General features: G+C 50.3%; 9 protein-coding genes. 1 reads left to right on the top strand and 8 read right to left on the bottom strand.

All coding sequences use genetic code 11. The features are described 5' to 3' along the window. Window positions 1-95: 95 nt before the first annotated feature. The 6 genes from GC101_RS25590 to GC101_RS25565 form a co-directional block, all read right to left on the bottom strand. Complete coding sequence (locus GC101_RS25590) at window positions 96-1367, bottom strand: BNR-4 repeat-containing protein (protein WP_216626733.1); 1272 nt, start codon at window positions 1365-1367, stop codon at window positions 96-98. 567 nt (window positions 1368-1934) lie between these two features. Beyond that, window positions 1935-8330: a rhamnogalacturonan lyase family protein gene (locus tag GC101_RS25585; RefSeq protein WP_171719572.1), complete on the bottom strand. Its 6396-nt coding sequence runs from the start codon at window positions 8328-8330 to the stop codon at window positions 1935-1937. Window positions 8331-8706: 376 nt separating this feature from the next. Then, the gene (locus tag GC101_RS25580) at window positions 8707-9309 is read right to left on the bottom strand and encodes a lysozyme inhibitor LprI family protein (protein ID WP_171719571.1); all 603 of its coding nucleotides are present in this window, start codon (window positions 9307-9309) and stop codon (window positions 8707-8709) included. Between the two features lie 199 nt (window positions 9310-9508). Next, window positions 9509-10543 carry a zinc-binding dehydrogenase gene (locus tag GC101_RS25575; RefSeq protein WP_171719570.1) on the bottom strand — a complete coding sequence of 345 codons (1035 nt, stop codon included), beginning with the start codon at window positions 10541-10543 and terminating at the stop codon, window positions 9509-9511. Between the two features lie 43 nt (window positions 10544-10586). Then, the gene (locus GC101_RS25570) at window positions 10587-11567 is read right to left on the bottom strand and encodes an aldo/keto reductase (RefSeq protein WP_171719569.1); all 981 of its coding nucleotides are present in this window, start codon (window positions 11565-11567) and stop codon (window positions 10587-10589) included. A gap of 31 nt (window positions 11568-11598) precedes the next feature. Then, complete coding sequence (locus GC101_RS25565; protein ID WP_171719568.1) at window positions 11599-11994, bottom strand: cupin domain-containing protein; 396 nt, start codon at window positions 11992-11994, stop codon at window positions 11599-11601. A gap of 231 nt (window positions 11995-12225) precedes the next feature. Between GC101_RS25565 and GC101_RS25560 the strand changes: the two genes are divergently transcribed. Beyond that, on the top strand, window positions 12226-12774 hold the full coding sequence (locus tag GC101_RS25560; protein WP_171719567.1) for a TetR/AcrR family transcriptional regulator: 549 nt from the start codon (window positions 12226-12228) through the stop codon (window positions 12772-12774). Window positions 12775-12976: 202 nt separating this feature from the next. Here the strand turns inward: GC101_RS25560 and GC101_RS25555 are convergent, their stop codons facing one another. Together GC101_RS25555 and GC101_RS25550 are read right to left on the bottom strand one after the other, a co-directional pair. Further along, window positions 12977-13405 (bottom strand): NUDIX hydrolase, encoded by a 429-nt coding sequence (locus GC101_RS25555; RefSeq protein ID WP_160311766.1) that lies wholly within the window; start codon window positions 13403-13405, stop codon window positions 12977-12979. A gap of 182 nt (window positions 13406-13587) precedes the next feature. Then, window positions 13588-14391: an AAA family ATPase gene (locus GC101_RS25550; RefSeq protein WP_039292258.1), complete on the bottom strand. Its 804-nt coding sequence runs from the start codon at window positions 14389-14391 to the stop codon at window positions 13588-13590. Window positions 14392-14441: the final 50 nt, after the last annotated feature.

Here is a 14441-nt window from a genome sequence, read left to right as displayed (position 1 = left end):
TTTGACGTATGGGAAGTTATATTGAAGCGGACTGAGATTCCGCGAATAACGCCTGATTAACACAAACAAAGGAATCTGAGTCCTCCTCTATTCGTCTATTCGTTACGCCCGTAATAGAGCTTCAGGTTCGTCACATCCACCAGATACAGGATATCGATACCTTTGGGACTGCGGTCAACCGCCAGCCGCTCGACCGGGATACCCGGCGCAAGCGATGTTTCGGTCCAGCCTGCGCCCGTATTTACGGCCATGAATGCACGATCGCTGCCGCTGCTTTTCACGTAATAGATTCTTGCGGCATTGCCTGCCCAGGTCACATCAATTGCGGCTGTAGTCGGAGCTGCATTATAGACCGTCTGCAGCACCCATCCCCCTGTGCCATAAGTGGCCTGCTTAACCGAGAAGCTCGTAGCGCCTTCTTCACGATAGCGGTACGCGATAACCGGGCGGCCGAGAGTATCGAGCGTCATCTTGGCGCTCTGAACGCCCGGTCCGCCGGGATCGCTGCCACTCTGTATATAGGCTTCACTAGGAGCCATAGGCTGCACAATATCTGCGGTAGTCAGTGAGACCGGAGCTGACACAGGCGTTCCGTCTGCTTTGGAGAATCCCCCCGTGGAAGGACTATATTTCAGATAAGACAGCTGGTGGCGCAGCGGGCTGGCGGCGAAATACGCCCACTCGAACAAGATATGAAGATCTCCGCTGGCATCAAAGACCAGATCGTCAGGGTATACAGACCGGTTAAGGTGCGCGGCAATCACCTTGACCTGGCTCCACACAGATTCGGCATTATTCCAGCGGAACAGAACGGCCTCTCTTTTGCCTGCCGGATCTTTGTCAGCACGCGCCATCAGATACAAATCCCCGTTCGGGGCTGTCGCCAATACCGGATAGGTTACCGTCATGCCTTGAGGCAGCTCATCGGAGTGATTCTGCGGAATCCCGCCTACCGTATCCGAACGGAAGTACTGCCACGGATTGCTGTGCATGGAGGCGAATACGTGAAACCGGCCGCTCCCGTCTCTGGCCATCGACGGCTGATTATGCCCCAGATCGTCAAGATATTCTGCAGGTGCGGTACCGTTCATGAGCGGCAGCTTGCTCCAAATCCCATTGTTATCCCGTCTAGCAATGGCAACGGTATGCTTACCAGCAATAGTTCCCGGTGCATTATAGGCCATGTACGCATACTCATAACCCAGTCCATACGTGGCAAGGGGAGCCCACCATCCGGCCTGATTGCTGGAATCCATCGGAAATGGAACCTCTTCCAGCATAGCGGCTGCGCTACCTGTTCCTGCTGGCAGCATCAGCATCAGCACTGTCATCATGAGTCCGAGCTTCCATTGTTTAATTTTCTTCAACCCTTCCGCCTCCTTCAGATAAATGCTTCTTACAAAGCGCAGTATTCATTCAATCATTCATTCATGTAAACGTATTCAATTTTATCCGGTGCACCTCCTTCCTAGGATCTTTCAAGTATTTCTGGACCAAGAATAGCACGCGGAAGCGGGATTTGTTACTGTACTTTTGCAAGATTACTGTGTAGGAGGTTAGAAAATTCCACAAGACAAAATCAGCCTAACGGGTGAATCAAGCTGGAGCTTAAGCGCCTTTGCACCCCTCCACGGGAGCACATTGTATTCGATTTTTCGTATACATTTGGTCCGGTTACCTCCACGCAAGCACAATGTGTTCGATTTTTCGCATACATTGACCCTCTTTTGGCCCGACTTCCGGGGATTCAGCGGGGTTCCGGATACAAGAACACATTCGTCCTTCTGACAGATTTGCTCCGAATTCCAAAGTAAACTATTGTCCATAACTCACGCCTAGCATCATTTCCTATGCAATAAAAAAAGGAAAGTCCGGGTTGCGGACTTTCCTGAATGTGAAGCTTAAGCATCTGCCAGGCTATCAGCCTGGCAGGTCTATTTCCGTACCGTGACGATCATCTTCGGCGTTCTGGTTTCACCCGCCGGGTTGCGTAACACCACCTCGTATTCATAGGTCCCCGGAGCTTTGCCGGAAATTGCAGTGACTGCCGATTGTGCACCTGGTGTCAATGCCCGCAGGGTTTGGGTATCTACCAGAATTCCATTCTCATAGAGATCATATCCGGTAGCATTCGTACCCCACCACAGATTCATACTTACATTATAGCTGCCGTCCCCGTCCCAGTTGTCGTTAGACAATACGGCTTGCCCTGGAGAGGCATCCGTGACTGTTACACTCAGCGGGGCACTCTTCGTTGTACCGTATGAATTGCTCAGTTCACCTGTATAGATATACGTACCATTCCGTTTGCCGGTAATATCGATCTGTACAGACTGGGCGGAAGGGGACTGGTCTGCCAGAGACACTTCTTGGATCAGCTCACCGTTCTCATACAGCTTGAACTTTGTGCCGTTGTTACCCCACCAGAGATTCATGGTGATGGTGTAATCTCCGTCTCTCAGCCCAGTATCATGGCCGTTGTTGTCGGACAATACAGGAGTGCCGGGGGCACTGTCCGCAAGTGGTGTGCCCTGGCTGATCCATGCAGCCCACTTACCCAGTACATCTGCCTGTTCCGCTGTAAATACCGTATTCCTGCCGGCATTGACATCATTGCCATAGGCTGCGAGCAACTGCCGTGCCTTCGCACCTTCATGTGCACCCGCTGCTAGTTCTGCCAGCTGCAGCTTGCCTCCCAGCTGTTCGGCAAGTGCCCCGGCGTTCGGATCATCCGAAGCAGCCGCGAAGGTACGTGTCAGCTCAGCCAAACTTGCAAAGGTAGCCGAGATTCCGAAACTGTAATCCACACTCGTTTCCCGGCCCGCTAAGTCAGAGACCGTAGCTGTTACCTCATGCAAGCCAGGCTCCAGCGTATAAGCAGGAGCGTTCAACAGCACGCCGCTTGGTTCTGCTACACCGGACACGGCATCGGAAGCTGTATATATAATCTCTACCTGCTGGTCAATCGTGTATTCTGTCTGGCCCTGAATATCGATGACCGGAGGGGCGAGATCCACAGGTACTGCAAGTGTCTGTTCAGCCTCCTTATTGCCGTCCAGGTCAACGCTCCAGTAAGTGACGGTGTGTTTGCCCTCATCACTTATCGTCAGCTTCGTGCCGGTCTGAATCTCCCCGCCGTCGACTTGATAGTAAGTCGAATCGACTCCGGAATCTTCATCCGTTGCGGTAAACGTTACTTCTACCGCTGAAGTATACCAGCCATTCTGCAATTCTCCTGCCATAGCCGCAGTAGTATGCGGCGCTGTCTGGTCCGAAGGTTCTTCTTCAAGGATTACCAGACTAGAAAGCGGAATATTCAGCTTCTGTACAAGCTTAGCGACCATCCCGGATACCTTTACCGCACCGTTCATTTGAAGATGTGTGTTGTCCTCAGTTGTACCTACCCACATAAATATGGATTTGGTACCTTCCGGCCCAAGCTCCTGGAAATATTCCCAGCTGGCTTGATTCAGATCAATCAGCAGGGCTCCAGTCTCCTGTGCCGTTTCTTTCATCGCCTGCACATATTCCGGGAAGCTCTTGTTCAATACTTCTCCGGTGAAATCGCGCCGGTTCACCGGCGTGACCAGCACCGGAATTGCGCCTCTCTGCACAGTACCGTTAATGTAATCTTTCAGATACACCTTGAACTGCTCCGGTGTAAGATAACGTTCCGGCCGGGACGGTGTGGAATCGTTATGCGACCACTGCATGAACAGATAGTCACCTTCATGAATACCCAGCAGAATGTCGTTAAGATATCCGCCAACCAGGAAGGTCTTACTGCTTAAACCGCTGACAGCACGGTTATCAATACGAATCTGCTCCAGATCGAAATAACCGCCCAGCGTCTCACCCCATCCAGCCTGCGGGCGATAGCTTTCTGCATAATTGGCGACCGTGGAATCGCTTGCCAGATAGAGGGTCGGCTGGTCAGCTACGCCGGTCTCCGGCAGGCGCTCGATCTTCAGCGCATTGATCTTCGGCGAATTGCCGGAGAACGTAAAGTCAAAGACACCGTCAATCAGGGCAATATCATAGGTTACTTCGGTAAACTGGCCCTTGGCTACGGTTGTAACCGGAACTTTGGTCATCTGTTCGACAACCACAGCAGCGTTAGTCGCTTCCTGTGCATCGCCAATGGTCATGGTTACACGGTAATTAGCCGGCTTCATTTCCACCAGGAGGCTGCTGCCGTTCATGCGGATGAAATCCTCTGTCAGCGCATTTCCGGTTTCGCGGTTCTCATCCTGTACTAGCGCGGTATCCGTAAAGCCGTAGCCATTCCCTTCAATATAAGCTCTTTTGGAATCTACTCTGGTGTAGCCTTGTTCAGCGCTTCCGGAGCCGAAATCAAATTTGTACACGCTGATGTCACCTGCCGGGTCGCGGGTCAGTGAATTCCTGGCAACCGTCAGTACATTAACTGCATGGTCGACTTGAGCCTGTGTGGCCTCCGTACCCATGACTGCCTCCACAGCTGCCAGTGCTTTATTCAACACTGCGACAGATGCGTCTGTATAAGCTGACAGATCCAAGGCTTTCACTTCTTGATGCAGCGCAATTAATGCCGCCTGATCGCCTGCAACCGGTGGAAGCATCTTGCCTTCGAGCTTCACATTATCGATCTGCGTGGTCCAGCTCAGCGTGCCGCCGCCTCCCTTTCTCGTTCCCAGGAACCGGAAGCCTCTTACGTTATTGGCGTAAACGCCGGGACTCATCGGAATATCCTTGATCGTCTGGGTGACAGTGGGGTCAGCCAGACTCGTCAATGTCAGATCAATCTTCTTCTCGGCAAAATTAATCTTCACATTGGCATTGACCCACTGGTTCTTCAGGATGTCCGTAGCAATTCCGCCATCTGGAACAGCTGTGGTGCCGGTTCCATAGTCAGGTGTATACGGGCCTACAAAATAATGGATTTTCGTGTTGGGACTAGCGGTTCCCGTCTTTGTTAATAGAGTGAAAATGGTATTCTCGTTTGAATCCTGCAAGGTCAGATGTCCCTCTGACGGGGTAGCACCTACGTTGCCGGAATGCCAGTTGAAATTAACATTAACGATGTCCCCGTTCACCGCATCGAACAACCGGAACACTTTCGCGCGATTCCCGGAGCCGGAACCGGTAACCGACATCACCTTGTTTCCGCTTAGCTCCGTTACCGTGCCTGTCATTGTCCCGGCTATACCCGTGGCATTCACCATTGAATATTGAGCGGCAGCCGGATCGTCCTCAAAGTTCTCCTCATAGACCTGAACCTCCGGTTCTGGCTCCGGTTCCGTAATGTCCGGATCGATTACTAACGGTGATATGGTTAATCCCATATCTTTCACCGCCCCGGCTACCAGACCGGCAATAACCTGCGCACCGTAGCTGCTGAAATGCGTATTATCCCCAACTCCGTTCGGGTACTTCGGATATTCGCCGGGATTAGCGTACAGGAAGATTTTCTCCGTAGCCGCCAGGCCGATACGATTGTAATCCGCAATGCTTAACTGGCTCAAATCAATCAGCGGTACATTCAGCTCTGCCGCTACTTCTTTGGCCGCCTTCACATATTCGGGGAAGCTTACGTTAAATTCCTGAGTGACTGTATTGAAGTCTCTTCGTCCTACCGGCGTGAGCAGGACAGGGGTTGCACCGCGTTGCTTGGCTCCGTTCACATAACGGGCCAGGTAGGTTTTATAATCCGCCGGGGACGCATAGCGGTCAGGAATTCCAATGCTGGCATCGTTATGACCGAAGGAAATGAAGAAGAAGTCTCCCGGTTTGATCCGCTGCAATATCGTATCGAGACGGCCGTCAACCATGAATGATTTGCTGCTTCTGCCACCGATCGAATCGTTCTGGACTACCACACCATTCGCAAAATACCGTCCGAATTGCTGGCCCCACCCTTCCTGGGGAGCCTGCGCAGTGCTATAAGACTGCATCGTGGAATCGCCGGCCATATAGATCGTCTTTGCAACTCCCGGCGTCTTCTCAGGGTACTTCTCGATAATAATCTCCTGCACGTCAATGGCTGTGCCGGAGAAAATGAGTTCCAGCTGACCGTCTACCACCGCAATATCATACGAGTAGACCAGAGGTGCTCCCGCGCTCACGCCAGTGACGGCCAGCTTTTGAACAAATTCAGATTTGACGCCGATATTGGAATCCCGGGCATCAGCACCAAGCTTGAGCGTTACCTTGTAATTGGCACTCGGCAGGTCAACAGCAAACTTCGCGTTGTCCGGAAGCGAAACTTGGTTTGCGTCCACTATAATTCCGCTTGTACTCTCAAAGCCGTATCCGGTTGCCTCTGTGTAAGGTGTATCCTGAACTGCTGTTGCTCCGGCAGCCGGGTCCGTACCGAAATCAAAGTGATAGACCTGCTCAGTTGTTTCTTGTGCTCCTGTAAGAACTACGTTCGCCTTAGGGAATTCCGTTGCTTCCGTCCCGAGATAGAATCCGGTGTGCGGCGGCTGGTTGTAGGCGACATTCTGCCAGGCTATACCCAAACGGTATACCGGATCCTGCATCAGCGCGGGAATCTTGTAGCTTGTAGGAATCGTTGTCGTATAGAGTCTATACTCCGAGCTGTCTTCGCTGCGCAGCAGCAGCTCTTCACGCCAATCGCCCAGGATATCCGCCTGAAGGGCAGGGTTGCCTTTGGTATGATTATTGGTCAAGGTACCGTTTGCCCGGAAAATCTCCTTCAGCTGCTTATTCTCATAATCCCACTTGTAAACGAGCGGAATGCCTTTCGCTGTAGTGTTATTCCATTCATGGTCGAACAGCTCCCGCTGAAGATCCCCATCCCACCAGATCGCAAAGTTGGCGCTTCGCGGCACTTCATTCTGTTCATAAATAACCTCTCCATTAGCCGCATATCCGCGGGATAAAGGGTCCATCTGACCATCGACAATCGTGGCTGCCCATGATTCATATCCCGGGTAGTTCGGATCAATATCCGCAGACATTCCGCGTCCGGTATCCTTACCGGTATACTGGCCCCAGATAATCTCACCCGTTGCAGCATCACGCATCTCCAGCCCGTATTCAGCATTCGTATGCTCATGCACACTCACGATCTGGTAACCTTCCCTGCCCGGATCGAGCTTACCGGCATGCATCGCATCGCCATGGCCGAGTCCGGTGCTGTAGATTAGGGTTCCATCATCATCAATCGCCAGCGATCCGTACATGATCTCGTCTTTACCGTCACTGTCAACATCAAGCACGCTTAAATTGTGATTTCCTTGTCCTTCATATTGCGCTCCTGCTTCATTCGTGTCGAAGTTCCAGCGCTTTACCAGTTGACCGCCAACATAGTCGTAAGCTGTGAGAGTCGTTCGTGTATAGTAGCCGCGGGCCATGACTACGCTTGGCTTCACGCCATCCAGATAGGCAATCCCCGCCAGGAAGCGGTCTACGCGGTTGCCGTATCCGTCCCCCCACGCACTTACATCCCCTCTTGGAGGGTCGTAATTCACGGTGGATACGGCTGCGCCGGTCTGACCGTCAAATAGCGTCAGATATTCTGCTCCGGAGAGGATATATCCGCTCTCATTGCGGTAATCCTTCGTGCCGTCACCGATAACTGTGCCTTGGCCGTCCTTCGTGCCGTCCGCTGTTTTGACGACGACTTCAGCTTTGCCGTTGCCGTCCAGATCATATACCATCAGTTGTGTGTAATGGGCTCCTGCGCGAATGTTAACACCCAGGTCGATTCTCCATAGCTTCGTACCGTCCATTTCAATCGCATCGATATAGACGTTGCCGGTATACCCGGCCTGTGAATTGTCCTTGGAATTGCTCGGGCTCCACAAGAAAACGATTTCATAATCACCGTCGCCATCCAAATCTCCTACAGAAGCATCTCCGGCGTAGTAGGAATACGTGCCGCCGTCTTTGGTCCGGCCGTCAGCCGGTTTATCCAGCGGAATGGGCATATAGTTGTTGTGCAGCACCGATACCGTCTCCGCCTGCATTTCTTCCTTACCGGTAATGACGGTGGAAATCTGATACTGCGAGCTGTCTGCGCCTGTCGCGTCCACGTAATTGGTGGAGCCGCTGATCGGAGCTGAGTTAACTTTATATCCGTTTTTATATACATTGAAAGCGATTTCATCTGAATCCGTATTCAAGTACCTCCAGCTCAAGTAGACACCGTTATCAACCAGGACCGCTACTAACCCCCGGTTCAGATATTCTGCCTGACGTGCGGGAAGACTGCCCGTTGATTCTGCATGTACCGGAGATGCCGGAATGGCAAGCGGGATAACCAGTAGTAATGATAATAAGAATGCGAACACTGATTTTTTGACGAAAATTACTTTTTTGCCCATGTACTTAACTCCTCCTATTATTCTAAACTCATTTAGAAATCGGGGGAAACTTGTACGTTCACATCATAGTTGTCATTTAACACACCTGCTGCAGTCCTCTTAACTTCAATATGCTATACCTGCTCAGCCAGAGGTTATCATCCCCTTTCATTGGGTCCCACCAAATATGCACAAGTGTATCAAATAATGGGATTCAATTCTGCTCAAAAAAACGCACTTTCAACCCAGAATCGACTATTTTAAAATATAAGGATTTATATATTTCATGATATAAAGCATCCTTACAGGCACAAAAAAAGAAATCCCGATAGGCAACTGCCTGCCGAGATTTCTGTAATGTTATTACCTATCCTTGTACCCTCTGACAGCTCCTTCATCAATCCATATACAACTCAACCAGCTTATAGCAGCGGTCACGGGTAACACTGGCCAGCGTGATGGCATATTCCAGTCCCTCCGCTGTCCCGCCTTCGTATTTGGCTGCCTCCTTGGCCGCCGTCTCATCGCGGAGTGTAATCCAGTTCCGCTGTTCCTCTTTCAGCTTAGCCATTTCTGCTTCGGGGAGCTGCTGTTTGAGCACCTGGTAGATCTCATTCAGCGCTTTGTCCCACCGTTCGTTCTCCTGAACGGCCGCTACTGACATTGCAAGCGTTGTGCCTTTATCCGATATAGCCTTCAGGTCTGACAACCCCTCTTCAATCTTATCCAGTTTGTCAAAATAGGCCTGACGTGTGGACGCCTCCGGCTCCGGAGTAGCTTCAGCAGTAGTCTCCGGTGAGGGAGCTGCCGTCGTTGTAGCTTCGGGAGTAGGCTGCACAGTGGCAACCGCTGTCGCAGCTGGTGTAGCCTCCGGTGTTGCAGAACTTTCAGCCCCAGTCTGTTCTGGGGCCGCCGCATATCCGTTGCCGGCCTCATTATTGCCGCAGCCGCTTAACAGCAGACTGGAGATCAACAGTGTCGTTATTATTGCTTTTTTCATAAGTCCTCATCCTGTCGGTTTGGTATAGTAGTTAGCATACTTCACAGATCCGGCTGGAATCAACTGCCTCTAGACTTATTACCTGTAACTGCCGACAAAGAACATCATTCAACACAAAAAGCGGCCCTGATCCTAAATCTTCAGAATCAGGGCCGCTTAAGTTCAACTACACTATGTCATTAAATATTCTCTGCTCACCTTAAGGTCTGATCAGTACTTTAAGGGCTTCCCTGTTATCCATCGCGCGGTAACCTTCCGGAACCCCGTCCAAATCAACGGTTACGTCGAAGACACGTCCAGGTTCAAGGGTACCGTCAAGTATATCCGGCAACAATTCTTCCATGTATGCACGAGTGGGTGCCGGCCCGCCGGTAAGCGTAATATTGCGTCCGAACAAGCTGGAAAAACCGACAGGAGCCTCCTCATACTGCGGAACACCTACACGGCTGATCACGCCTCCGGCCCGGACCGCTCCGATACTCATCTCGTAAGCAGGCATCAGCCCGACGCATTCCAGAACAACATGTGTCCCTTCCCCGTTCGTCAGCGCCCGTACTCTTGCAACGCCTTCTTCTCCGCGTTCCGGAACAACATCTGTGGCTCCGAATTCTATTCCGAGGTCTGTCCGCGCTTTGTGACGGCCCATCAGAATGATCTGCTTGGCTCCCAGCTTCTTCGCCGACAGAACGGCCAGCAGACCCACAGCGCCATCACCGATTACAGTTACTGTTGTATTCTCATTCACGCGTCCCATCACCGCCGCATGATAGCCGGTACCGTATACGTCAGACAAGGTCAGCAGAGACGGCAATAAAGAAGAGTCATCCTTAATTTCATCCGGCAGCTTGAACATGCTTCCCTGCGCTTGCGGTACCCGGACATATTCTGCCTGGCAGCCGGTCATGAAGCTTCCATGCACACAGGAGGTCATCAGTCCTTCCTGACAGAAGGGACAGGTGTTATCTCCGACGGCAAATGGCACAATAACCAAATCGCCTTGTTTGAATCCGGAAACCTCCGAACCCATTTCCTGAATACGTCCAATCACTTCATGCCCCATGGCATCACCTTCGCCATGCTCATGGGCATGCATGCTGTGATAAGGATGCAGGTCGCTTCCGCAAATACAGGCGGCCACTACCTTAATAATCGCATCCGTCGGTAGTTTCAATTCCGGGAGGGGCAGCTCTTCTACGCGTACATCACCGGCAGCGTACATAATATTTGCTTTCATTTCTAAGTTCCACCTTTTCACTTAAATTAACCGTCTATTGTATTTACTGGGCTCCAATTACGTTGTGCGGAACATACAGCTCTTCAAGGAAATTAATCTCTTCAGCTGTTAATTTCACCTGCAGTGCACCGGCAGCATCTTCGAGCTGCGACAGCTTCGTTGCGCCTATAATTGGGGCAGCTACAGATTCTTTCTGCAGCAGCCAGGCTAGTGCGATATGGATGCGCGGTACACCGCGCTCTTCGGCCAGAGACGCCACACGCTGGACGATCAGACGGTCAGCATCAGCTGTAGAGTCGTATTTCCATTTCTGGACATGGTCGGTCTCGGACCGGTGAGTGCTTTCCGACCAGTCGCGGATCAGTCTGCCTGAAGCCAGGGGGCTGTAAGGGGTGACCGCAATTTTCTGATCCTTGCAGAGCGGCATCATCTCCCTTTCCTCTTCACGGTAGATGAGATTCAGGTGATTCTGCATCGAGACGAACCTTGTCCAGCCATTCTTCTCGGCAACATGCTGGGCCTTTTGGAACTGCCAGGCGAACATTGCCGATGCGCCGATATACCGGGCTTTTCCGGCCTTCACTACATCATGCATAGCTTCCATCGTTTCTTCAATCGGCGTGTTGTAATCCCAGCGGTGAATAATGTAGAGATCTACATAATCCGTGCCCAGCCGCTTCAAGCTTTTATCGATTTCACTCATGATGGATTTCCGGGACAACCCGGCACCATTCGGACCTTCATGCATACGTCCCCAGACCTTCGTAGCGAGAACCAGTTCATCCCGGTTCGCATAATCCTTCAGCGCGCGTCCGGTAATCTCTTCACTTGTTCCATTCGCGTAAACGTTCGCTGTATCAAAAAAGTTGATCCCGAGCTCCAGGGCTCTTTTGATAATCGGCCGGCTGTGCTCTTCATCCAGAACCCACTGATGGCCTCCAGGCAGCACCTCACCAAAGCTCATACAACCCAGACAAATCCGCGACACATCCATCCCTGTATTTCCGAACTTAATATATTCCATAGCCAAACCCTCCGTTTCCTATAATTATCTATTACAATTCAGCATACCATTCGTCATGAACAGCTTCGAACCAGTCTGTTGGTCCCGGGGTCATAGCCAGATGTACAAACCAGGTGTCCTTGGTTGCACCATGCCAATGTCTCACGCTAGCCGGGATGTTAACTACATCACCTGTCTGGAGCAGCCGGGCCGGTTGGCCTTCTTCCTGATACCACCCTTTGCCGCCGGTGACTAGCAGAACTTGTCCCGCCTGATGTGCGTGCCAGTTATTGCGGGCGCCTGGAGCAAAGGTCACATTACCGATTGCCGTATTCAGCGGTGCCGGATCTGTAAATATCATCTGCAGGTAAGCATCGCCTGTGAAATTAGCTTCAACCTTGTTGCCTAGCGGGAAAATGGTGCTGCTGCTAAGGTGTTCATTTTCCATCGTAGTTTCCTTCTTTCTTGTATTATGGTTGTGACAACTCACGTTAATATACTCACGTCTATTAGTATAACAACATTCAGTAACTTTCCAATTGCTGATTTCGCCGTTTTTGTACAATACTGAAACGAATGCGGGAATTTGTTCAGTATCGTAAGAATTCGTTTGATAAAATAATATACAATTGTTTATAATTATAACCAAGTATAAATATTAGAAAGCCCGGTGAATGATATGACCAAGATCGACAGGAGAATCCTTAAAACCCAGGAAGCCTTAAAGGCTGCAATCATTGACCTGATGAAGGAAAAGAGTTTCGACGATATTACAATTCAGGATCTTTCGGATCGGGCTAACGTCAGCCGCGGAACGATATACCTGCACTATATGGATAAATACGACCTGCTGGATAAACTGATTGAGACTCATATTGACGAGTTACGGGTAAGATGTGCAGCCGCTGCAGACTTGGATTTTGCAACCGGGTCCGTATTGTGGACGGAATATTTCGAGTCCCATTATGCTTTTTTCTCCACGATGCTGGCCAGTAAAGGGGCTCCGTTCTTCCGCAGCCGGTTCATGGAGTTTCTGGTGGATGAGTTCCAGGATGAGGTGGACAACACCAAAGGAAAGAATGAAGGATTAAATCAGGATCTGGTCGTGAATTTTGTGGCCGCTTCGTATGTTGGCGTTGTCGAGTGGTGGTTCATGAACGACAGACCTGTAACTTATCTGGTATTGGCAGATCAACTGGGAGCCTTGCTGGATAGAATCTGTGAGTAGTAAGTACGTTCAACATTTCATGATCTGTAGCATAATAAGAACGTAACGGATAGCATGTCCCGATAGAGAGACAATATTTCACAACGTGGTTATTCAAGCAATTGCTAAAGTGGATTCCACTAACGGTTACTTGTGAGCATCAGAAAAGGAGCAGATTGCCGTTGCAATGTACTCCTTTTCTGATGCACTGTAGTATTCTGTATTATTCAAACCATTGTCTAGGCCCCACTGTATGAAATAGCTGTTTCCGATCAGGATTCAGAGCATGCTCTATACGGTTACAAGTAAAATCGCTGATCGGTTTGGGCAGTTCATCTTTGGAGTAGAATCCGCATTCTACAATCTCCGGAGAAGTGGGCTGTGGCACTTGATGATTGACGTTATCCGCTATGAAAACAAAATGATGCATATCATGCACCGCTTCATAATACACCCCGGTCAACTCTTCGATGCTAACCTCCAGTCCCACTTCTTCAAACACCTCTCTTTGCGCGGTTTCCTCTGCGGACTCATTGTCCTCCCCTTTTCCGCCGGGCAATTCCCAGTTGTTTTTGCCGTAGCTATGCTTCACTAATAATATTTTACCGTCAGAATCTACAATCACTGCTGCTGCTCCGGTTAATTTGGGCACGATCATTCAACCTCCGGGTTTCATTTTATGTAAATAAGATGTGATAGAACTTACAGTGGTTATCGGTCCTGCGACGTATTGCATCCAACATATCACGAAACGGGCTGTTCTCGCTCACAAATCAAAACGTCCCGATGATCTGTACAAGCATCATCCGGGACGTTCAAATTACACCCTATCTTTTATAAGGACGGACTATATTCCTCATAGGATAGCACAATATGTTCTCGTGTTAAGGGGCTATGCTCTATAATTGCCTTCCGTTTGGCTTTCAGCACAATCTGTTCAATATCTGCGAAGCTGCATCCGGCAAGGCGCCCGCATACCTCTTCCGTCAACCCCGCTTCACCATCAAATCCGTTAATCAATAGTTCAATATATTGACGTCTGCTGAATTCATCCGGCAGCGAATAAGTCATCTTCGTATCAAATCTTCTCCAGATCGCCCGGTCCAGTTCATTCTCCAGATTCGTTGCCGCTACAAAAATACTGCTGTCGCCGAAGTCATCCAGACATTGCAGCAGGGTATTTACTGCGCGTGCCATCTCTTTGACCTCATCATTGCTCTCCCGTGTTCTTGCAATCGCATCAAATTCATCGAGGAAGAGGACGCAAGGTGTTGCTTTGGCATATTCGAATATTTTGCGGATATTGCTGCCGGTCTCCCCCAAATGACTGTGAATAACCGCATCCAGCCGAACCAGAATAAGCGGAAGCTCCAGCATCTGAGCCATATAGAATGCGGTCAATGTTTTCCCGGTGCCTGGCGGACCATACATGACCACTTTATTGGGAATGGGTACGTTGTGTTCTTCGAAGGTAGCACGCATCCCCAGAATGGTAATGAACTCCTCAACAATCTTGCGGTTCATCTGGGGCAGAACAAGGTGCTTTACCTTCCTGGCACATTCTTTAGGTGTATAATATGTACCCATATCTATCCCTTTAGCTCTGGGAAGACGCTGATTACTGCTGTTTTTATTCATTATTGTATTGAAGCTCCTTAAATGGGTTGTTAGTATTTAATCGTAATATT

Source organism: Paenibacillus phytohabitans (assembly GCF_013141775.1).
GTDB classification, from domain to species: Bacteria; Bacillota; Bacilli; order Paenibacillales; family Paenibacillaceae; genus Paenibacillus_AQ; species Paenibacillus_AQ phytohabitans.
The sequence above is the reverse complement of the archived record's forward strand: the minus strand, read 5'-3'. Positions and strand labels throughout refer to the sequence as shown.

Coding starts and splice junctions, on each gene's coding strand:
- GC101_RS25560 (WP_171719567.1), top strand. CDS start 12,226: ATGACCAAGATCGACAGGAGAATCCTTAAAACCCAGGAAGCCTTAAAG.
- GC101_RS25570 (WP_171719569.1), bottom strand. CDS start 11,567: ATGGAATATATTAAGTTCGGAAATACAGGGATGGATGTGTCGCGGATT.
- GC101_RS25580 (WP_171719571.1), bottom strand. CDS start 9,309: ATGAAAAAAGCAATAATAACGACACTGTTGATCTCCAGTCTGCTGTTA.
- GC101_RS25585 (WP_171719572.1), bottom strand. CDS start 8,330: ATGGGCAAAAAAGTAATTTTCGTCAAAAAATCAGTGTTCGCATTCTTA.
- GC101_RS25565 (WP_171719568.1), bottom strand. CDS start 11,994: ATGGAAAATGAACACCTTAGCAGCAGCACCATTTTCCCGCTAGGCAAC.
- GC101_RS25575 (WP_171719570.1), bottom strand. CDS start 10,543: ATGAAAGCAAATATTATGTACGCTGCCGGTGATGTACGCGTAGAAGAG.
- GC101_RS25550 (WP_039292258.1), bottom strand. CDS start 14,391: ATGAATAAAAACAGCAGTAATCAGCGTCTTCCCAGAGCTAAAGGGATA.